This is a genomic window from Amycolatopsis sp. NBC_00438 (assembly GCF_036026695.1).
Classification (GTDB): Bacteria; Actinomycetota; Actinomycetes; order Mycobacteriales; family Pseudonocardiaceae; genus Amycolatopsis.
In genome coordinates this window covers 1,054,213-1,073,441 of the sequence record NZ_CP107923.1, presented here as the reverse complement: position 1 = coordinate 1,073,441, position 19,229 = coordinate 1,054,213, and the positions used below count along the sequence as shown (strand labels likewise).

The window sequence follows — 19,229 nt, the reverse complement described above, 5'->3', positions numbered from 1 at the left end:
GGGATTAAACCCACCCCGCCCGCTGTTGAAGCCACCGTGGGACGCATTCGGGGCCCACACCGCCGACCAGGAAGGGACGGCTCACCATGAAGGTCCGCAGTTCGCTTCGTTCGCTCGCCCGCCAGCCGGGCGCCCAGGTGATCCGCCGCGGGACGCGCGTGTTCGTCATCAACAAGGACAACCCGCGCTCCAAGGGCCGTCAGGGCTGACCCCCCGGGGGCAGCACAACGCGTCGACCGGGCCCCGGAACCGCACGGTTCCGGGGCCCGGTCCGTTTCCGCCCGATCACGGTTGGGCCGCTTTCGGTGCGATGCAGTATCAAACCCCCGCCGGTGTCAAGAACGCCCGCGCGGTCGCCGAAGCGCTGCAGCACTCCGACCCGTCGGCAGTGCTCGGCTAGACCGATCTCAGCGGGACGCCGACACCGGAGAACCCGCGCGGCCGAAGCGCATCACGCCGTCGTCGAGGCGGTTGAAGCGCATGTCCGCGAGGTCCAGCAGGTAGTTCTGGCGCATCATCCAGGGCCGTCGCCCGCCCTGCTTCGGCAGGCCGGCGGCGGCCCTTTTGACGTACCCGGACGCGAGGTCGACGATCGGGCGCGGCCGGCCCGCGCTCGAAGCATCCGCCGCGTCCGGGGTGCACGAGACGAACCCGCGGCGGTCCAGGTGCTCCAGCAGGCGGCAGACGTACTGGGACGTCAGGTCCGCGCGCAGCGTCCACGAGTTGTTCGTGTACCCCACGCACCACGCCAGGTTGGGGATGCCGCCGAACATCATGCCCTTGTAGGCCCGCTGCTCGCCCGGCTCGATCTCGCGGCCGTCGACGCTCAGCGCGATCCCGCCGAACGCCACCAGCCGCAGCCCGGTCGCCGTCACGATGACGTCCGCGGGCAGCGTCCGGCCCGACGCAAGCTCGATCCCGGAGGCGGTGAACCGCGCGATCCGGTCCGTCACGATGTCGGCCTTGCCCGAACGCAGCGCCTGGAACAGGTCCGCGTCCGGCACCAGGCACAGCCGCTGGTCCCACGGCGCGTAGTCCGGCACGAAGTGCGGGTCGACCGGGATCGACGCGGGCAGCTGCGCCGCCACCCGGTCGCGCAATGTCCGCGACGCCCAGTCCGGCTGCCGCCGCATCAGCTGGAAGAAGAACGTGCCCATCACGACGTTCTTGCCGCGCACCACGCGGTGCGCGAGGTTTTCCGGCAGCAGCGCGCGGATCCGGTCGGCGAGCGCGTCCCGTCCCGGGCGCGCCACGATGTACGACGGCGAGCGCTGCAGCATCGTCACCCGGGCCGCGCGCGGCGCCATCGCCGGGACGAGCGTCACCGCCGTCGCGCCGCTGCCGATCACCACGACCTGCTTGCCGTCGTAGTCCAGCTCGGCCGGCCACTGCTGCGGGTGCACGATCTCGCCCGCGAACTCGTCACGGCCCAGGAAATCGACGACGTGCCCGCCCGCGTAGTCGTAGTAACCGCTGCACAGGTACAGGAACCGGCAGGTGAACGTGGCGCCGTGCGCGGTCGACACGGTCCACAGGGCTTCGGCGGAAGACCACGAAGCGCCCACCACCCGGTGCCCGAACCGGATGTGCTGTTCGACGCCGTACGCGGCCGCGGTCTCGCGCACGTAGGCGAGGATCGACGGGCCGTCGGCGATCGCCTTCGCGTCCTTCCACGGCCGGAACGGGTAACCGAGGGTGAACATGTCCGAATCGGAGCGGATGCCCGGATACCGGAACAGGTCCCAGGTTCCGCCGAACGTGTCACGCGCTTCGAGCACGGCGTAACTCTTGCCCGGCAAGCGTTCCTGGAGGCGGCAGGCCGCGCCGACACCGGACAGGCCGGCGCCCACGATCAGGACGTCCACGTGCTCCGCGCTGGTCATGAATTCCAGCGTAACCGAGGTGCGGACCACGCTGGGCCGGGTCGAGGCACCGACCCAGCGTGGAGGCCTGCATCAGCTTTCGGGGGTCCGGGTGGCGGAGCCCCCGGCCGGGGGCTCCGCATGTCACGGCAGCGGCACGACCTTCGTCGCGCCGAAGCTGCCCTTCAACGGCACCACCACGGACTTGCCGCGCACCGTCACCGTGACACTGTCCTGCGTCTGCGTCGGGTCCGACACCGCGAGCTGCCTACCCCAGCCGCACCGCCCGATCGCCACCGACGCCGGCCCGGACACCCGGACATCGCCGACCGAGCCGGCCGCGAAGAAGTTCGCCAGCAGGGTCTCGCCGACCTGGACCGCCTGGACCGTCGCGGTGTTGGCCCGCACCTGCCACGCCGAAAGCACCCCGACCACGCCGACCGTGCCGAGCACCGACGCGCCCGGAAGCACCGCGTACGCGTACGTCGCGTTCACGGGCTTGATCCCGTGCTCCAGAACCAGTTTCTGGTACCGGCGCGTGTTCGGCGCCGTCGTGCCCTTGGTGTTGGCACCGGTGTCGATGTCGCGCCACGCGCCCGTGCGGTCCTCGCGCAACGCCGTCACCGAAGCGTCGTCGAGCAGCACGTACCCGCCGACGTTCTCCAAGTGCACCCACTTCGGCCGCCTCAGTGCGGAAACCTTCCCGAGGTCGGTCGCGACGCGCCGGAAGTCCGCGGTCAACGCGCCCTTACCGCCTTCGCCGAGGTTGCGGTTCTCGATCGTCGTGCGCACCGCAGCCGCCGACGTGCTGGTGATCCCCGCGCCCAGGCAGACGATCCCGGCGGGCGTGAAGAACCACGATTTCCTGCCGGTCAGGGAACCGTCCCAGGACTTGAAGTCGAACGCGTAGGCGCCGTGCTTGTCGTCCCAGCGGACGCCGCCGGTGTGCGGGTTCGGGCCGACCGGGACGTTGCCGAACTTCGGGTCCGGCGGGCCGTCGTTCTCGGTCGTGCCCGGCAGCAGCAGCGGGTCGACGGTCGGCCAGTACGCGTCGGTGTAGTGCCCCTTCGCGTTCGGCACGAACGTGTAGAGCACGCCGTCGCCGACGTGGTAGCCCTTGAGGTTCTGGCCGTTGATGGACTCGTAGCGGGAGATCCGCGTCGAGCTGACACCCAGGGACGCCGTCCAGCCCTCGGTGACGTGCGCCATCCGGTCCTGCTGGCCGAAGATCCGGTGCGTGGCCGTCGTCCGCGCCGGGCGGGCGCGTGCCGCCAGCATGTCCTGCGCGAACTCGATGCCCGGCGTGGCCACGAGGTCCGGGCCGGGCGCGAACCGCTCGGGGTCCGGGATCTTGAGGAACGGCGCGTACGTGCCCTCGGTGATCCACTTCGCGGCGAGCGCGTTGAGGTCGGTCTTGGTCTTGCCCGAAGCGGTGCGGGCCAGCACCAGCGTCGCGACCGTCAGCTGGTGGCCGATGTCGTGCCCGGTCTCGCCCTGGCGCGACAGCATCCGCCCGCGCACCGGCTCCACCAGCGCGCCGGCGTAGACGAACGGCGCGAACGCGTCCGCGACCAGCGCGTAGATCTTGTCCTTCAGCGGCTGCGGGAGCGCGAACTCGGTGCCCTGCGTGACGTGGATGGCGCCGGCCAGCGCGGTGAGCAGCACGATGCCGTAGTGCCCGGGGTACGGGATGGTGTCGTGCTGGATGAACGAGCCGTCGACGTGGAAGCCGTCGCCCGCCGCGCGGTCCAGCCGCGCGACGACGCTCGCCGCGCCCCCGCCCGCGACGTCGGTGAGCGCGTCGATGCCGGTCTTGATCCAGGCCGTGTCCCCGATCAGCGCGCCGGCGACGATCGAGATCAGGCCTTTGTCCGCGCGGTTCGCGCCGGTCTCGACGAGCGCCGTGTTGTTCGCGCGGACGTTCGGGTTGCCGACGAACCGCTTGATCGGGCTGACGTATCGCGCGAGCTCGTCGGCGGTCAGCTGGTCGGCGACCACCGAAAGCGTGTGCAGAACGTAGTACGGGACGCCGATTTCGTAGGTGTACCAGTTGCCGATCTCGCCGACATCCGGGTTGTACTGGCTGGCGTAGATCAGCTCCAGCGCCGCCTTGATCCGTGTCAGCACCGCCGGATCGCCGGCCAGCGCGCCGCCGGGGGTGCCCCAGTCGACGGCGATGGCGCGCAGCCGCGCGTACATCGACGTCGTGTAGTCGCTGCCGGGGCCGAGCGGCAGGTCCGTCCACAGTGGAGCACCACCGCCCGCCACGGACAGGCTGTCGTGGTACGCCTTGGCGACACGGCTCAGGTTGGCCAGCGCCGCGGTGCGTTCGGGTGACGGCCGGTTGATGCCGCTCTGCAGCTGCCGGTAGGCCGCGACGATCGGCGCGGTCGCGGCGGGAACGCCACTCGCCGCGGCCACCGGGGTGGCGGCCGAGGCGAACGCCGGGCGGGTGAGGAACACGGTGGAAGCGGCCGCCAGGGCGCCGCCGCGCAGGGCGTTTCTCCGGTTCACGGGCATGACAATGCCTCCCAGGATCAAGACATCCTTGGCTTGCGGGAAAGGGGGAACGGGAATGCGGTGCTGCGGCGGCGTTCGGGGTCGTGAGTGGTTAGGGCGGTTCTAACCGCCCTAACCACTCACGACGGGGTCAGCGGGTTCCGTCGGTGCGTCGGGGCAGCTGCCAGGGGTTGGCCTCCTGCAGGGGTTCGGGCAGCAGGGCGTCCGGGAAGCCCTGCCACGCGATCGGGCGCAGGAAACGCTCGATCGCCGCGGTGCCGACGGACGTCGTGGTCGGGGCGGTCGTGGCCGGGTACGGGCCGCCGTGCTGCTGGGCCCAGCTCACCGTGACGCCGGTGGGCCAGTCGTTCCACAGCAGCCGGCCGGCGATGCGGGCCAGGGCCGGCAGCACCGGCCGGATCCAGTCCGCGTCGGACTCCTCGCCGTGGATCGTGGCGGTGAGCCCCGGTTCGATGACGTCGAGCAGGCGCAGCAGTTCGGCCTGGTCAGCGTAGGTGACGATCAGCGACGCCGGCCCGAAGCACTCCTGGTGCACGGCCTCGCCGCCCTCGAGGAACTGCTTGCCGGTGGTGGCGAGCAGCGTCGGCGTGAACGCGGGTGCCTCGGACGGCGACGCCGCGACGACGTCGACCCCCGGGACCTCGCGAAGCTTCGCGAGCGTCGAGGCGTACCCGCTCGCGATGCGGTCGTTGAGCATCGGCTGGGCCGCGGCGCCGTCCAGGGCCGAGCGCAGCGTCTCGGTCAGGCCGTGGTCCTCCGGCAGGAACAGCAGGCCCGGCTTGGTGCAGAACTGGCCGGCGCCGAGGGTGAACGACCCGGCGTAGCCCTTCGCGACGGCCTCACCGCGGGCGGCGATCGCGCCCTCGGTGACGACCACCGGGTTCACGCTGCCCAGCTCGCCGTAGAACGGGATCGGCCGCGGCCGCGCGTTGGCGATGTCGAACAACGCGCGCCCGCCCGGGATCGACCCGGTGAACGACGCCGCCGCGATCCGCGGGTCCTTCAGCGCGGTGACGCCCTCGTCCTGGCCGAAGATGACGTTGAACAGGCCGGCCGGGGCGCCCGCCTCGAGCAGCGCCTCACGCACGATCAGGCCGGTCTGCGCGGACAGTTCCGGGTGGCCCGGGTGCGCCTTGAGGATCACCGGGCAGCCCGCGGCCAGCGCGGACGCGGTGTCACCGCCGGCGACGCTGAACGCGAACGGGAAGTTGCTGGCCGCGAACACCAGCACCGGGCCGATCGCGGTCTTGACACGCCGGATGTCCGGGCGCGGGCCCATCGGCCAGTCGGCGTCGGCGTGGTCGACCGTGGCGCCGAGGTACTCGCCGTCGGTGAGGACCTCGGCGAACAGCCGCAGCTGGAACGTCGTGCGCTTCAGCTCGCCGGCCAGCCGCGGGGTGGCGGGCAGGTGGGTCTCGGCGTGGGCCAGCGGGACCAGCTCGCCGGCGGCGGCGTCGAGGGCGTCGGCGACCGCGACCAGCCAGCGGCCGCGTTCGGCCGGGGTGGCCTCGGCGGCCGGGCGGGCGGCTTCGGCGGCGGCCGCCAGGATCTTCTCGAGCGTGGCGGCGTCGGTGGCCTGGCTCATTTCGGGTACAGCTCCTCAGTTCTCGTGGGCGGCGGCGGTGGCGGTGTCCAGGTCGCGCCAGCGGCCCGGACCGGCCAGTCCGAGGTGGTACAGATGCAGCTCGGCCGCGCCCGCCTTGGCGAGCTCGCCGACGTAGGCGGCGATGTCGGGCACGGGGGCAGCCGCGACGGCGGTGATGTAGCTGCCGATCGCCACCCGCTCCGGCAGGGCCTCCCTGGCCGCGGCGACGGCGTCGGCCCCCGTCGCGGGCACCCAGCCGAACAATACGACGGAATCGGCGTCCTCGATGGCGCCCGGCGTCAGGCCGGGCAGGGCGCCGGTGACCCACGGGTCGAGCGCGCCGTGCAGCACGATCCGGGTGCCCTCGGGCAGCGTGGCCAGCACGGCGGCCCGCAGCGCGTCGGTGGCGTCCTGCCGAGTCCGCAGCAGCGCCTGGGTCAGCGACGGCGGCAGGGCGTCGGCCACGGCGCCGAGGTCGCCGGTGGCGATCAGCCGGCGGACCTCCTCGACGAGCTGGGCCCGGACGGTGTCCGCGTCGACGTCCCACGAAGAAGCGCACGCGTCACAGCAGCAGATCGACAGCAGCCGGGCCACCGCGGGCGCCCAGACGCCGTCGGTCTTCTCGTGCTGGTGCTGGTGCACCGCGCCGAGCGGGCCGCACGCTTCGAGGACCACCGACGACAGGTCGAGCCCGGCGACGGCCTCCGCGGTCATGGCCGCGGCGTACTCGCGCACCGCGGGCTGCGACGGGCACAGCGCCCACGGGTAGACCTCGCCGAAGCAGTTGCGCACGGCGACGTCCGGGTGCTCGTACCCGAGCTGCGAGTTGTGCGTCAGCACGATCCACGCGGCGGCCGGGATCCCGGCTTCGTTGAGCAGCCGGACGGCGTCGCCGCCGGAGTCCTCCGCCGTGGTCCAGTCCGGAGTGGACGGACGCAGCGAGCCCCACGCCGACGGGCGCACCGGCCGGTGGAACGCCGCGTGCCGCGCCACGACGGCCGTGCGCGACGCCGACCAGGGCGTCGCCGCGCGGGTGCTGTGGTACGACAGCGCGACGGCCACCTCGTCGACGCCGAGGCCGCGGGCGCGGTCGAGGAAGCCGTCCTCCAGGACGTCCCACGGGTAGGCGTAGCCGGTCACCTTCACCGGGTCACCACCTCGCCGTGTTCGGCTCGAAACCCTCGACGTACTGGCGCATGTAGGTCACGTCGTCCCGTTTGGTCTGTCCACATCGGACGTAGTTCTCGTGCAGCTTCGCGAGCGCGTCCTCGTCGATCGTGACGCCCAGCCCCGGCGTGGTCGGCACGGCGACGGCGCCCTCGCGGAACTCCAGCACGCCCGGCTCGATGACGTCCTCGACCTTCCACGGCCAGTGCGTGTCGCAGGCGTAGGTCAGGTGCGGGGTCGCCGCGGCGACGTGCACCATCGCGGCCAGGCTGATCCCGAGGTGGCTGTTGGAGTGCATCGACAGGCCGACGCCGAAGCTCTCGCACGTCACCGACAACGACTGGGTGGCGCGCAGACCGCCCCAGAAGTGGTGGTCCGACAGGAGAACGCCGATGGCGCGCGCCCGGAAGCCGGGCTCGACGTCGCCGAAGTTCACCACGCACATGTTGGTGGCCAGCGGCATCGACGCCTGCTCGGCGACGCGGGCCATGCCCTCGATGCCCGGCGTCGGGTCTTCGAGGTACTCCAGGACACCGTCCAGTTCGGCGGCGACGCGGATGCCGGTCTCCGGCGTCCACGCGGCGTTCGGGTCGATCCGCAGCGGGTGGCCGGGGAACGCCTCGGCCAGCGCGCGGATCCCGTCGACCTCCTGCGCGGGCTCGTAAACGCCGCCCTTGAGCTTGATCGAGCGGAAGCCGTACTCGTCGATCATCCGCCTCGCCGAGCCGACCAGGGTCTCGGGTGTGGTGATCTCGCCCCAGGAGTCCTCGCGGCCGTCGACGTGCTTGCCGTACTTGTAGAACAGGTACGCGGAGAACTCGACGGCGTCGCGCGCCTTGCCGCCGAGCAGGTCGCTCACCGGGCGGCCGAGCAGGTGCCCCTGCGCGTCCAGGCAGGCGACCTCGAACAGCGAGTACACACTCGCGACGGTCTTGCGGATGGAGAACCCGCCGATCAGCCCGTGCGCGTCGGTCAGCACGGTGCCCGACAGCGCCTGCGCGACGAGCCGCTGCAGGCCGGGCAGGTCGAAGACGTCGTGGCCGCGCAGCCGCGGCAGCACCTTGCGCACCTCGCCGAGGAACGCTTCGTCCCCATAGGACTCCCCGAGCCCGACGATCCCGTCCTCGCACTTGACCTGGACGATGCCGCGCAGCGCGAACGGCTCGTGCACGCCCATGACGTTGAGCAGCGGCGGGTCGGCGAACGCGACCGGGGTCAGCACCACGTCGAGGATCTTCATCAGCTCAGCGCCTTCAGGGTCGTGAAGCCGTCCTCCACGACCTTCTGCAGCCGGTCGATCTGCTCTGGCGTCGGCTCGACCAGCGGCGGCCGGACCGAGCCGACCTTGTCGCCGCGCAGCCGGGCGGCGGCCTTGACCAGCGACACGGCGAAGCCGGGCGACTCGTCGCGCAATGCCACCAGCGGCAGGTAGAACCCGGCCAGCAGGGTGTCCATCGTCGCGTTGTCGCCCTCGGCGAGCGCGCGGTGGAAACGGTGGGCGATCTCCGGCGCGAAGCAGTGCACAGCCGAGGAGTACCGCGCGACGCCGATCGCGGCGTACGCCTTGGCGGACATCTCCGCGGTCGGCAACCCGTTGAAGAACAGGAAGTCCCGCGCGCGGTCGGTGTCGAGCGAGCGGATCGTGGTGACGATCCGGGTCATCACCTCGACGTCGCCGTAGCCGTCCTTGAGCCCGACGACCGAGGGGATGTCGAGCAGCGACGCCGCGGCCGGCGCGGTGAACACGCCGGTGCCGCGGTGGTAGACGATCACCGGCACGGACGTGTCGCCGACGGCGTAGCGGACGAAGTCGACCAAACCCGACTGCGGCCCGGAAACCAGGTACGGCGGCAGTAGCAGGACGCCGTCCGCACCGCCGGCCTCGGCCGCCGCGACACCGGCCCGCGCCGACGCGGCGCCGCCACCGGCACCCACCCAGACCGGCACGCGGCCGGCGGCCACCTCACGGGACCTGGCGAGCACCGCGGCGTGCTCGGCGGGCGAGAGCGAGCTGAACTCGCCGGTGCCGCACGCGACGAACAGCGCACCGGCGCCGGCCGCGATGTGGCTCTCCACGTTCTCCGCGAGCGCGTCGAGGTTGACCTCGAGGTCCTCGGTGAACGGGGTGAGGGGGAACGCCAGCAGGCCGTCCAGCTCGATCTCGTTCTGTGCCATCAGTTTCCGCTCTCGTCCTTTTGTCGGTTTCGGCCGTGCTCGGTGCTGCTTCGCGGTGCTGCACCAGGTCCCCCATGTCTCCGTTGTACTCGAGCGGCTTCACTGGCACATGAGCGCAGGAGACGGTGGCATGCGCGGCGGGGGTGCAAGTCCCGACGATATATTCACATCCTTGAACGCGGTCTGTTATAGTGATTATGTTCATCCATAAGAACGTTGTTCGGGACGCTAATATGGCCGGAGTCACAAGTCAACGGCCGGACGGAGGCGCGAAAATGCCGCAAAAGGTGGACAACCCGGCGGCGACCGACGGGGCGCCGGCCGAGTCGTCAGGGGTGAAATCCGCGCGCCGGGCCGTCGATCTGATCGAGACCTTCGCGGCGAACGACGTCTGGCTCTCGCTCTCCGATCTCCACGCGCGCACCGGGTTCCCGCGCTCGTCGCTGCACGGCCTGCTGCGCACGCTCCTGGAAGCCGGCTGGCTGGAGGCGGACGCCAACACCGCCCGCTACCGCCTCGGCGTCCGCGCGCTGATCTGCGGCACGGCCTACCTCGACCGCGACGCCGTCGTCCCGTTCGCCACCGAGGCCCTCGAGCGGATCCGGGAGAAGACCGGGTTCACCGCGCACTTCGCGCGCCGCAACGCCACCGAGGTCGTCTACCTGGAGACGCGGGAGTCGCAGCGCTCCACGCACCTCGTCTCGCGCGTCGGGCGCACGCTGCCCACGCACGCGACCGCGCTGGGCAAGGCCTTGCTGGCCGAACTGACGCACGACGAGATCGAGGCGCTGCTGCCGTCGACGCTGATCCCGCTGACCCCGAACACCATCACCTCGCTCGAAGCCCTGCACGCCGAGTGCGCCGCGACCCGCGAGCGCGGGTACGCCGCCGAGATCGAAGAGGGCACGCTGGGCGTCCGGTGCGTCGCCGCGGTGATCCCCTACCGGATCCCGGGCACGGACGCCATCAGCTGCTCGATGCCCATCTCCCAGGTGACCGACGCCGACGCCCAGCGCGTCGGCGAGTTGCTCGCGGAGACCACCGCCGAGCTCGGGCAGCAGCTGCGCCGGGCCGGGATTCGCTGACCGCCGCCCTTACGGAAGGAACTCCATGACGGACCAGCGTGTGCTCATCACCGGGTCGGCGGGGGTCGTCGGCACCCTGATGCGCCCCCGCCTGCGGCGCCCGGGCCGGGTGCTGCGCCTGCTCGACGTGGCCCCGCAGACGGCGTCGGACGCCTCGGAGGAAATCGTGACGGCGTCGGTCACCGACGCGGCGGCGATGGCGTCGGCGTGCGAAGGCGTCGACGCGCTGATCCACCTCGGTGGCCACAGCCGCGAGAACTCGTGGGCCGCCACCCTCGACGTCAACATCGACGGCACCCACACGGTGCTGGAAGCCGCCCGCGAAGCCGGGGTCAAGCGCGTGATCCTGGCGTCCAGCAACCACGCCGTCGGCTTCCGGCGCAACGACGACGACCTCCCCGCGGACTCCTCGCCCCGCCCGGACACGTACTACGGCGTCAGCAAGGCCGTGATCGAGGCGCTCGGCAGCCTGTACCACTCGCGGTTCGGGATGGACGTCATCGTGATCCGCATCGGCTCGTGCTTCGAGACGCCGTTGCCGCTGGGCCCGCGCGGCCTCACGACGTGGCTCTCCCCCGACGACGGGGCCCGCCTGTTCGAAGCCTGCCTCGCCGCGCCGTCACCGGGTTACCGGCTGATCTGGGGCGTCTCGGACAACACCCGCCGGATCTACTCCCTGGCCGAAGCCGAAGCGCTGGGGTACAAGTCCCTGGACGACGCCGAGGTCTACGCGGAGCAGCTGGCTTCCCGCCCGGCTCCCACGGGCGCGGCGGCCGAGTACGTCGGCGGCCCCTTCTGCACCGCCCCCCTCGGCGAGTTCAACCCGCTCTGAGCCCGTAAAGCCGTGAAGGCCTCCTTACCGGCCATAAGAGCCGGTAAGGAGGCCTTCACGGCTTTGGTACTAGTACCTTCGCGGGTTCCGGGGGCCGAGAGGGTCAGGCCAGGGTCGGCGCATGATCTTGAGATCCCGCCGCGCGCGGAAGTGGACGATCGTCGTGGCGAGCGTCCTGGTCGTGGTGCTGGCCGCCGGGTACACGCTGCTGCGGGTCGCCGACTCGCGGACGTTCCAGCTCTTCGGCACCCTCGTCGATCGCGTCGACCCCACCGAGAAGGTCGTCGCGCTGACCTTCGACGACGGGCCCGACCCGGCGGGCACCCACACGATCCTGGACACGCTGAAGAGCCGTCAGGTGGCCGCGACCTTCTTCCTCATCGGCCGCGAGATCGCCGAGCACCCGGACCTGGCCCACGACATCGCCGCGGCCGGGCACGAGCTCGGCAACCACAGCTTCTCGCACGACCGGATGATCGGCGTGACGCCCGCGTGGGTCGCCGACGAGGTCGAGGCCACCGACGCGCTCATCCGCACCACGGGCTACTCCGGCGACATCCTGTTCCGGCCCCCGAACGGCAAGAAGCTCTTCGCCCTCCCGCACTACCTGGCCGAGCACGGCCGCACGACGATCACCTGTGACGTCGAGCCCGACTCCGCGGGCCTGCCGGACACCGCGACGATCACGGCGACCACGCTCGCCCAGGTGCGGCCCGGCTCGATCGTGTTGCTGCACGCGATGTACGCCTCACGCGAGCAGACGCGTCAGGCGATCGGGCCGATCCTCGACGGGCTCAAGCAGCGCGGCTTCCGGTTCGTGACCGTGTCGCAGCTGCTGGCAGCACAACACTGACGATCCACTCGCCGTCGTGCGGACCGTGGCTCAGCTCGCCCCCGGCCGCCGTGGCCTGTTCCGCGAGCCCGGCCAGGCCGTAGCCGCCGCCGGCGCGCGGTGTGCCCTTGAGCGTGTTGCGGGCGGTGATCCGCACGCGGTCTCCGGTCTCGACGTCCAGGCGCAGCCGGACGCCGGGACCGTTGTGGCGCAACGCGTTCACCGCCGTCTCCGCGACGAACCGTTCGGCCAGCTCGCGCACCGGGCGAGGCAGCGCGGGCAGCACCGGGTCGCGGTCGAGGACCAGCCCGGCGGTGCGGAGCCGGGCCAGCACCTCGGCGAGGCCGTCCGGGCGGTCCTCGTCCAGACGCAGGTCGTCCAGCGTGCGGCGGACCAGCGTCAAGGCGCCGCGTCCGGCGGCCAGCAGCGTGTCGAGCCGCTCGCGGTCGGCGTCGGTCAGGTCGCCGACCGCGCGCAGCGTCTCCGCCTGCACCAGCATCACGGCCGTGGTCTGGGCGAGGGTGTCGTGCAGCCGCCGCGCGGCGCGCTCGGCCCGGTCGGCGAGCGCGCGGCGGCGTTCGGCGCCGAGCAGCCAGGCGACCGCGCAGATCGTCACGGCCAGCACCGTGCCGTCGATCGGTCCCTTCGCCGGGAACACCGCCGCGCCGATCGCGAGCGCGGCGGAGGTCGCGAGCCACCGTCGCGGAGTGCTGTAGAGCGCCAGCAGCACCGGGACGTACATCGTGTTGCGCGGCTGGTCGAGCAGCAGGTGCCCGACCGTCGCCAGCGTGACGACCACCAGCACGACGGCCGGCGCACGCCGGGACCACAGCAGCGGCACCAGCTGCACCCCGCCGAGCAGGGCGGCGACCCAGCCCTGGTGCGGGGTCCAGGCACCGCCGGCGAGGAACACCGCGGCTGCCGCGGACGTCGTGACGAGGGACTGGCGCATGGGGCCGACAGTAGAGTGCGGGCATGATCCGGGTGCAGGTCGTCGACGACCACGCGGTCGTGCGCGAGGGGCTTGCCCTGGTGCTGGGCGCCCGGCCGGACCTCCACGTCGTCGCGCAGTACGGCAGCGGGGAGGAGCTGCTGGCGTCGTCCGTGGCCGCCGACGTCGTGCTGCTCGACCTCTACTTGCCCGGCATGGACGGCCTCGAAGTCCTGCGCCGCCTCCGGCCGCCGGCGCCGCGCGTGCTGATGCTGACCACGGTCGGCCGTCCCCGGGAGATTCGCGACGCCCTCAACGCGGGCGCGGCCGGGTTCGTGCTGAAGGACTCCTCGGGTGAGGAGCTGGCCGCCGCCGTCCGAGCCGCCCACGAGGGCGTGACGGCGCTGAGCCCGGCGGTCGCGTCGGCGCTCACGGCGGGCGGCACGCTGACACCGCGGGAGCGGGACGTGCTGGAGCTGCTCGGCGAGGGACTGTCCAATAAGGACATCGCGGCCCGGCTGCGGCTGGCCGAGCGGACGGTGAAGGCGCACGTCGGCAACGTGCTGGCCAAGCTCGGTGTGACCAGCCGCACCCAGGCGGCGTTGCTGGCCAAGGATTCCTGAGCAGACCGGTTTCGGCTACCCTCGGTGCAGGGGGATCCACATGAGCTACTACGTCATCCGCGACGGCTCGGCCGTCCCGTCCGCCGTGGTCGAGCTGTTCCACGAGTCGGCGAAGGCGTTCACCCACGATCTGGAATGGGTACCGGCCGACCTGCCGGACGCGGCCGCCGAAGAGTGCGGCTACGAGGACTTCGAGCAGTACCGGTACGCGATCGCCCGGCACGTCCGCGAGCAACGTCAACGCACGGAATGGCGAGGGGAGTACGAGTACTTCGTGCACCTCGAAAGCGCCTCTTTCGCCGACACGCTGAAGCGCCCCGAAGCTCTGCTGCGCTGTCGCGAGGGCGTCCGCGAACGGCTCGGCGCCGACGGAACCTGGCGGGCGGCGGCGGAAGACCCGCCCGGGACCGTGTCGCTGCCGGTCACCGAGGCGGAACACGACCGGCTCCGCTGGCAGGTCGCCACTCCCCAGTGGTCGGTGGCCTGGGACGACCTTTCCTACCCCGTCGCCGTGGTTCGCCGCATCCCGGCGTTCGCCGAGGCCCACACGCGGAACCTGCGGTGGGAGCCCGTTCCGCCGGGGCTTCGGCTCGAGGAGATCCCCGAGCACCAGGCGGAAAAGCTGCTGTTCGCGCTCGCGACCGGCGTCCGGCGGGCCCGCCGGACGGGCACCGTCGAGTACTTCGGGATCCTGCCCGGCCCGTTCCCCCGGATCGACCTCGACGAGGTCTGTTCCGTGGTCCGGCGCGACAACGGGGTCGAAGAGGTCTACGTCCGCGACGGGCTGTGGGTCCGCTCCGACCAGCTCCGCGATGACTGGCACCGCAACCTGCCCCTCAGCGCAGAGGAGGTCGAGCGGATCACCGCGCGGCTGCCCCGGTCACGCTGCTTCCTGCTCCACGACGGCAGGCCTACCCGCGCGCGGTGGTGCACCTCGACGACGGAACCGAGCGGGTCTTCGGGCGCGACCTCGAGTGGACGGCGTCCGGCCTGCTGGCGAAGGTCGCCGAGCACCCGTACTGGACGGTCGAGGAAGCCGCCCCGGACACCGAAGTCACGCACGCCTTCCAACTGGCCCGGCGGGTGCGCCAGTTCAAGCAACGCCAGGTGTGGCAAGGCCACTACCACGGCGTCTTCCGGACGTTCGCGGACGGGCTCGACGTCCGCCGCGCCCACGCCCTGATCCGGGGAAGGGACAGCGCGCGGGCCGAGCGTTACGCCGGCCGCGGCCGCTGGGAGCCCACGACGTTGCTGCGCAGCCTCGAGACCGCCGACTCGTCCGACGAGGACCTCCCGGTCAGCCCGGAGGAAGCGGAAATGCTCATGAGGCTGCTCGACCGACCTGCCCGGAAGTTCACCCCCTGACGTAGCGCGTCAGCATCGCGACCATCTCGTCCTCCAGCCGGGCGACGTCCACCGGCTCGTGGTCGGCCACGAGCTGGTGGACGACCAGCTCGACCGTCGTGACGATCAGCCGCGCCGCCGTCTCGGTGTCGGCGACCCGAACCTCGGGGTGGCCGTCCAGGAGCTCCCGCAGGTAGGTGACCAGGGACAGCTTGAGCCGTTCGACCTTCTCCAGCAGGTGCCGTGACCGCGGCGCCTGCTCCAGCAGCACGCGCAGCAGCCGGGGCTCGTCGAGGTGGGTGTCGATCGCGCCGCGGACGAAGACGCGGAAGACCTCGTCGATCGGGCCGGGCAGCTGCCCGGCCTGGATCTTCGCCGTGGCGGCCGCGCCGTCGTCGAGGTGGCGGAGCAGCAGCTCGGCGAGGATCGCGTCCTTGTTCGGGAAGTACTGGTACAGCGAGCCGATGGAGATCCCGGCCCGCTCGGCGATGCGGTTGGTGGTGCCCGCGGCGTACCCGTGCTCGCCGAAAACGTGAGCAGCCGCGGTCAGGATCCGCTGCCGGGTCAGCTCGGCGCGGACCTGACGCGGCTGTTTACGTGGCTGGATGCGGCGCTGGTCCGACGGCACGGCGCTCCCTTCCGCGCGCCTCGAAAGCGAGTAGCGCAAGACCTGAGTATTTGCTCATAATTGTGTCATGACCAGCACAGATACGCTGCACCGAGTCTCCATGGTCGAGGTGCGGGCCCGGCTGGGCGAGCCCGAGGCGATGATCGAGGCCAAGATCGGCGACCACGTCGACCGGCACGCCCGCCGCTTCATCGCCCACTCCCCCTTCCTCACGCTGGCCACCGCCGACGCCGCGGGCCGCGCCGACTGCTCGCCCCGCGGCGACTACCCCGGCTTCGTGAAGGTGCTCGACGAGCACACGGTCGCGATGCCCGACCGCACCGGCAACAAGATCGCCGACTCCTTCCGCAACATCGCCGAGAACGACGGCGTCGGGATGCTGTTCTTCGTCCCCGGCATGCGGGAAACCCTGCGTGTCAACGGCCGCGCGTACGTCACCGACGACCCCGGCGTGCTCGCCCGGATGCGGACCGAGGCGAAGGAGCCCGAGCTGGCCATCGTCGTCGAGGTCGAGCAGGTGTTCTTCCACTGCGGCCGCGCGCTGATCCGGTCCCGGCTCTGGGATCCCGCGAGCCAGGCGCTGGCCGGCGAGCTGCCCTCGGCCGGCGAGATCGTGTCCGACCAGCTCGGCGTGGACGTCGACCCGGCGCAGTTCGAGGCCATGCTCGAAGCCGGCTACCGGAAGCTGTACTGACCCATGCAGAAGACGATCCTCGACCGCGTCGAGCGGGTCGCCGACGACGTCGTTTCCCTGGTCCTGCACGGAGACGCAGGACCCCTCGAACCGTGGGAGCCGGGCGCGCACATCGATCTCGCGCTGCCGAACTGGCTGACCCGGCAGTACTCGCTGTGCGGCGACCCCGCCGACCTCACGAGCTACCGGATCGCGGTGCGCCACGACCCGCTCAGCCGCGGTGGCTCGGAGTACGTCCACCTGTACCTGCGCCCCGGCCGGACGCTCGAAGTCTCGTTGCCGCGCAACCACTTCCCGCTCGTGCCGGCGCCGGAGTACCTGTTCCTGGCCGGCGGGATCGGGATCACGCCGATGGTGCCGATGCTGCGGGCGGCCGTCGCGTCCGGCGCCGCGGCGACGCTGGTGTACGCGGGCCGGTCGCTCACGACCATGCCGTTCGCTTCGGAACTCCTTGCCGAGTACGGCGACCGCGTCCGGCTGTTCCCTACGGCCGAACGCGGCCGGCCGGACTTCGCGGCGCTGGACCCGCGCGCGGAGGTCTACTGCTGCGGCCCGGCGTCGATGCTCGCCGCGGCCGAGGCCGTGTTCCCGCGGGTGCACACCGAACGTTTCCGGCCCACGCGCCGCGTGTTCGGGCCCGACACGGCGTTCGAGGTGGTGTGTGCCCGCTCCGGCGGGACGATCCAGGTGCCGCCGGACGAGTCCCTGCTCGACGCGCTGACCCATGCCGGGCGCCCGGTGCCGTCAGGCTGCCGCGAAGGCGTCTGCGGCAGCTGCGAGCTGGCGGTCGTCGACGGCGAACCCGAGCACCGCGACGACATCGGCGCGCCGCCCGGCCGGATGTACGCGTGCGTCTCCCGCGCGGTCTCGCCCCGGCTCGTGCTGGACGTCTGATGATCCCGAAGGTCCGCCGCGCGAAGACGCGGAAGATGATCACGCTCGAAGTCCGGGCGAACACGGCGCCGAGCCCGGCGTTCCGGACCGTCACCCTGGGCGGCCCGGAGCTGGCGGAGTTCGAGCCGGCGGGCGACGACCAGGCCGTCCGGCTGTTCTTCCCCCGCGCCGGGCAGGACGGGCTGCGGATGCCGACCCTGGATCACGAGGGCTGGATGGCCGAGGTGCTGCTGATGCCGAAGAGCCGCCGCCCGTGGGTCCGCAACTACACGATCCGGCGGTCCCGCCCCGGCGAGATCGACATCGAGTTCGCCCTGCACGACGGCGACGCCCCGGCCGCCGAGTGGGCCCGTCGCGCCCGCCCCGGCGACCCGGCCGGGGTCTTCGACCTCGGCGTGAGCTACCTGCCGCCGGCCGGCGTGTCGTGGCAGCTGCTCGCCGGCGACGAGAGCGCGCTGCCCGCGGTCCTGGCGATCCTCGAAAGCGCTCCCGCCGACCTGGTGGCGGAGGTGTTCCTGGAGGTGCCGGCGAAGTCGGACATCCGGGAGGTCGAGGCCCTGCCCGGGGTCCGGGTGCACTGGCTGCCCCGGCGGCAGTCCGGCCGCCCGGGCACGCTCGCGCTACAGGCGGTCCGGGACGCCGACCTGCCGCCCGGACGCGCCTACGGCTGGGTCGCCGGGGAGGCCGCGCTCGCCACCGGCGTGCGCCGCCACCTGGTGCGCGACCGCGGCTGGCCGAAGTCCGACATCGCGTTCCTCGGCTACTGGCGCCACGGCCGCGCCAGCCCGGGCTGACCCGGACGGTCGACTCACGTACCCACAGAGTCGGCTCGCGTACCCGGAGGGTCGGCTCGCGTACCCGGAGGGTCGGCTCGCGTACCCGGAAGGTCGGCTCACGTACCCGGAGGGTCGGCTCACGTACCCGGAAGGTCGGCTCGCGTACCTGGAGGGTCGGTTCGTGAGCCGACCACCTGAGTACGCGAGCCGACTGCCTGGGTACGCGAGCCGACCCTCTGAGTACGCGGGCCGACTGGCTGGATACGCGAGGCGACTGTTTGAGGACGTGGGCCGACCCTTCGCGCGGGTACGATCGGGGTCGGCCTCGACGTCGAGGAGGCAGGCGTGGGCGAACTCGGGCTGGCGGACACCAACGGCATCCTCGCGCTGCCCTGGGTCCGTCCGGAACGCACCAGCGAAGGCCTCGGCTGGGATCGCGTCTACCTCTCCAAGCAGCGGGAACGCCCTTACCGCGCGGCATTCGGACCGGCCCGCAGCCACCAGCTGATCCTGCACCTCGGCGGGCCCGTGACGGTCCGGCGCGGCGTCGGGACCCCCCACGAGCGGAGCCGGCGGATGCCCGCCGGCGGGCTGTTCCTGCAGCCGTCGCACGTGGACCTGTCCGTCGAGCTGGGCGGGGAGCTCGACACCGTGCACGTCTACGTCGCCGACGACGCCGTGCAGGAAGCAGCCGGCGGGGACGCGCCCGTGCGGCTCGCCGAGGAGTTCGGCAGCGATCCCCTGCTCGAACAGCTCGTGCTGAGCCTCGACGGCGTCGTCCGCGACTGGGAGCCGGGCGCGCGCACCTACGCCGACCAGCTCGGCGCGCTCGTCGCCGCGCAGCTCGTCCGCCACCACCACGCCGGCCGCGCCCGGGTCCTCGAGCCGGCCCGCGGGCTGTCGGACCACCAGTTCGCGCGGGTGCGCGACCGGATGGCGGACCGGCTGGCCGAGCCGGTGCCGCTGGCCGACCTGGCCGCGCTCGCCGGGCTGAGCGTCAGCCAGTTCTCCCGGCAGTTCAAGGCCCGCACCGGCCTGCCGCCGCACCGGTTCCTGCTACGGCTGCGCGTCGAGCAGGCCGGGCTGCTGCTGCGCACCGGCACCGACCCGATCGCCGAGATCGCCGTCCGCTGCGGCTTCTCGCACCAGGAGCACCTGACGCGCGTGCTGCGCGCCCAGCTCGGCACCACGCCGGGCGCCCTGCGCCGGGCGGGCTGAGACGCGCGTTTCGTGCCTTGACGCAGCACGAACGTGCAGGACCGGGCCCCGACCGGGCCGGAT

Annotated in this window: 19 protein-coding genes; 11 read left to right on the top strand and 8 right to left on the bottom strand. The window is 72.2% G+C overall.

The features are described 5' to 3' along the window. The first annotated feature begins 86 nt into the window (after nucleotides 1-86). Nucleotides 87-209: a ribosomal protein bL36 gene (locus OG494_RS05125; RefSeq protein WP_323325885.1), complete on the top strand. Its 123-nt coding sequence runs from the start codon at nucleotides 87-89 to the stop codon at nucleotides 207-209. A 198-nt stretch (nucleotides 210-407) separates the two neighbouring features. Here the strand turns inward: OG494_RS05125 and OG494_RS05120 are convergent, their stop codons facing one another. From OG494_RS05120 to OG494_RS05095, 6 genes are all read right to left on the bottom strand, one after another. After that, nucleotides 408-1,883: a flavin-containing monooxygenase gene (locus OG494_RS05120; protein ID WP_328452434.1), complete on the bottom strand. Its 1,476-nt coding sequence runs from the start codon at nucleotides 1,881-1,883 to the stop codon at nucleotides 408-410. 123 nt (nucleotides 1,884-2,006) lie between these two features. Next, nucleotides 2,007-4,382, bottom strand: a complete 2,376-nt coding sequence (locus OG494_RS05115) for a polysaccharide lyase 8 family protein (RefSeq protein WP_328452432.1) — start codon at nucleotides 4,380-4,382, stop codon at nucleotides 2,007-2,009. 130 nt (nucleotides 4,383-4,512) lie between these two features. Then, entirely contained in the window at nucleotides 4,513-5,967 is a 1,455-nt protein-coding gene (locus OG494_RS05110) for an aldehyde dehydrogenase (NADP(+)) (protein ID WP_328452430.1), read from the bottom strand. A gap of 15 nt (nucleotides 5,968-5,982) precedes the next feature. Continuing rightward, nucleotides 5,983-7,113 (bottom strand): hypothetical protein, encoded by a 1,131-nt coding sequence (locus OG494_RS05105; protein ID WP_328452428.1) that lies wholly within the window; start codon nucleotides 7,111-7,113, stop codon nucleotides 5,983-5,985. 4 nt (nucleotides 7,114-7,117) lie between these two features. Next, nucleotides 7,118-8,374, bottom strand: coding sequence for a glucarate dehydratase family protein (locus OG494_RS05100; RefSeq protein WP_328452426.1), 1,257 nt, complete (start codon nucleotides 8,372-8,374; stop codon nucleotides 7,118-7,120). Then, the gene (locus OG494_RS05095; RefSeq protein WP_328452424.1) at nucleotides 8,374-9,309 is read right to left on the bottom strand and encodes a 5-dehydro-4-deoxyglucarate dehydratase; all 936 of its coding nucleotides are present in this window, start codon (nucleotides 9,307-9,309) and stop codon (nucleotides 8,374-8,376) included. Before OG494_RS05095 ends, OG494_RS05100 begins: the two co-directional genes overlap by 1 nt. Nucleotides 9,310-9,584: 275 nt before the next feature. On the opposite strand from OG494_RS05095, the gene OG494_RS05090 reads away from it, so the two are divergent. The 3 genes from OG494_RS05090 to OG494_RS05080 all read left to right on the top strand — a co-directional run bounded on the left by OG494_RS05090 (nucleotide 9,585) and on the right by OG494_RS05080 (nucleotide 12,079). Further along, nucleotides 9,585-10,394, top strand: a complete 810-nt coding sequence (locus tag OG494_RS05090) for an IclR family transcriptional regulator (RefSeq protein ID WP_328452422.1) — start codon at nucleotides 9,585-9,587, stop codon at nucleotides 10,392-10,394. 25 nt (nucleotides 10,395-10,419) lie between these two features. Continuing rightward, a complete protein-coding gene (locus OG494_RS05085; RefSeq protein ID WP_328452420.1) occupies nucleotides 10,420-11,226 on the top strand; it encodes an NAD-dependent epimerase/dehydratase family protein in 807 nt (268 codons plus the stop codon). A gap of 121 nt (nucleotides 11,227-11,347) precedes the next feature. Next, nucleotides 11,348-12,079, top strand: coding sequence for a polysaccharide deacetylase family protein (locus OG494_RS05080; RefSeq protein WP_328452418.1), 732 nt, complete (start codon nucleotides 11,348-11,350; stop codon nucleotides 12,077-12,079). Here OG494_RS05080 and OG494_RS05075 read toward each other — a convergent pair. Beyond that, complete coding sequence (locus OG494_RS05075; protein ID WP_328452416.1) at nucleotides 12,021-13,010, bottom strand: sensor histidine kinase; 990 nt, start codon at nucleotides 13,008-13,010, stop codon at nucleotides 12,021-12,023. The two genes, OG494_RS05080 and OG494_RS05075, sit on opposite strands and share 59 nt — an antisense overlap. 23 nt (nucleotides 13,011-13,033) lie before the next feature. Between OG494_RS05075 and OG494_RS05070 the strand changes: the two genes are divergently transcribed. Genes OG494_RS05070 through OG494_RS05060 form a run of 3 tightly spaced genes read left to right on the top strand, consistent with a single transcriptional unit; the run spans nucleotide 13,034 to nucleotide 14,977 of the window. Then, nucleotides 13,034-13,612 carry a response regulator transcription factor gene (locus tag OG494_RS05070; protein WP_328452415.1) on the top strand — a complete coding sequence of 193 codons (579 nt, stop codon included), beginning with the start codon at nucleotides 13,034-13,036 and terminating at the stop codon, nucleotides 13,610-13,612. 40 nt (nucleotides 13,613-13,652) lie between these two features. Beyond that, entirely contained in the window at nucleotides 13,653-14,795 is a 1,143-nt protein-coding gene (locus tag OG494_RS05065; RefSeq protein ID WP_328452413.1) for a hypothetical protein, read from the top strand. Continuing rightward, a complete protein-coding gene (locus tag OG494_RS05060; protein ID WP_328452411.1) occupies nucleotides 14,720-14,977 on the top strand; it encodes a hypothetical protein in 258 nt (85 codons plus the stop codon). Before OG494_RS05065 ends, OG494_RS05060 begins: the two co-directional genes overlap by 76 nt. On the opposite strand, the gene OG494_RS05055 is transcribed toward OG494_RS05060, so the two are convergent. Next, a complete protein-coding gene (locus OG494_RS05055) occupies nucleotides 14,967-15,584 on the bottom strand; it encodes a TetR/AcrR family transcriptional regulator (protein WP_328452409.1) in 618 nt (205 codons plus the stop codon). The genes OG494_RS05060 and OG494_RS05055 overlap by 11 nt on opposite strands. Nucleotides 15,585-15,651: 67 nt before the next feature. Here OG494_RS05055 and OG494_RS05050 point away from each other — a divergent pair, with 67 nt between their 5' ends. The 4 genes from OG494_RS05050 (at nucleotide 15,652) to OG494_RS05035 (ending at nucleotide 19,166) form a co-directional block, all read left to right on the top strand. Then, complete coding sequence (locus OG494_RS05050) at nucleotides 15,652-16,278, top strand: MSMEG_1061 family FMN-dependent PPOX-type flavoprotein (RefSeq protein ID WP_328452407.1); 627 nt, start codon at nucleotides 15,652-15,654, stop codon at nucleotides 16,276-16,278. A gap of 3 nt (nucleotides 16,279-16,281) precedes the next feature. Further along, nucleotides 16,282-17,172, top strand: coding sequence for a PDR/VanB family oxidoreductase (locus OG494_RS05045; RefSeq protein ID WP_328452405.1), 891 nt, complete (start codon nucleotides 16,282-16,284; stop codon nucleotides 17,170-17,172). Further along, entirely contained in the window at nucleotides 17,172-17,966 is a 795-nt protein-coding gene (locus OG494_RS05040; protein WP_328452403.1) for a siderophore-interacting protein, read from the top strand. Before OG494_RS05045 ends, OG494_RS05040 begins: the two co-directional genes overlap by 1 nt. 327 nt (nucleotides 17,967-18,293) lie before the next feature. Further along, a complete protein-coding gene (locus OG494_RS05035; protein WP_328452401.1) occupies nucleotides 18,294-19,166 on the top strand; it encodes an AraC family transcriptional regulator in 873 nt (290 codons plus the stop codon). Nucleotides 19,167-19,229: the final 63 nt, after the last annotated feature.

Excerpts from the sequence above, each read along its gene's own strand:
- OG494_RS05125 (WP_323325885.1), top strand. The coding sequence starts at position 87 with ATGAAGGTCCGCAGTTCGCTTCGTTCGCTCGCCCGCCAGCCGGGCGCC.
- OG494_RS05120 (WP_328452434.1), bottom strand. The coding sequence starts at position 1,883 with ATGACCAGCGCGGAGCACGTGGACGTCCTGATCGTGGGCGCCGGCCTG.
- OG494_RS05115 (WP_328452432.1), bottom strand. The coding sequence starts at position 4,382 with ATGCCCGTGAACCGGAGAAACGCCCTGCGCGGCGGCGCCCTGGCGGCC.
- OG494_RS05110 (WP_328452430.1), bottom strand. The coding sequence starts at position 5,967 with ATGAGCCAGGCCACCGACGCCGCCACGCTCGAGAAGATCCTGGCGGCC.
- OG494_RS05100 (WP_328452426.1), bottom strand. The coding sequence starts at position 8,374 with ATGAAGATCCTCGACGTGGTGCTGACCCCGGTCGCGTTCGCCGACCCG.
- OG494_RS05095 (WP_328452424.1), bottom strand. The coding sequence starts at position 9,309 with ATGGCACAGAACGAGATCGAGCTGGACGGCCTGCTGGCGTTCCCCCTC.
- OG494_RS05090 (WP_328452422.1), top strand. The coding sequence starts at position 9,585 with ATGCCGCAAAAGGTGGACAACCCGGCGGCGACCGACGGGGCGCCGGCC.
- OG494_RS05085 (WP_328452420.1), top strand. The coding sequence starts at position 10,420 with ATGACGGACCAGCGTGTGCTCATCACCGGGTCGGCGGGGGTCGTCGGC.
- OG494_RS05080 (WP_328452418.1), top strand. The coding sequence starts at position 11,348 with ATGATCTTGAGATCCCGCCGCGCGCGGAAGTGGACGATCGTCGTGGCG.
- OG494_RS05075 (WP_328452416.1), bottom strand. The coding sequence starts at position 13,010 with ATGCGCCAGTCCCTCGTCACGACGTCCGCGGCAGCCGCGGTGTTCCTC.
- OG494_RS05070 (WP_328452415.1), top strand. The coding sequence starts at position 13,034 with ATGATCCGGGTGCAGGTCGTCGACGACCACGCGGTCGTGCGCGAGGGG.
- OG494_RS05065 (WP_328452413.1), top strand. The coding sequence starts at position 13,653 with ATGAGCTACTACGTCATCCGCGACGGCTCGGCCGTCCCGTCCGCCGTG.
- OG494_RS05050 (WP_328452407.1), top strand. The coding sequence starts at position 15,652 with ATGACCAGCACAGATACGCTGCACCGAGTCTCCATGGTCGAGGTGCGG.
- OG494_RS05045 (WP_328452405.1), top strand. The coding sequence starts at position 16,282 with ATGCAGAAGACGATCCTCGACCGCGTCGAGCGGGTCGCCGACGACGTC.
- OG494_RS05040 (WP_328452403.1), top strand. The coding sequence starts at position 17,172 with ATGATCCCGAAGGTCCGCCGCGCGAAGACGCGGAAGATGATCACGCTC.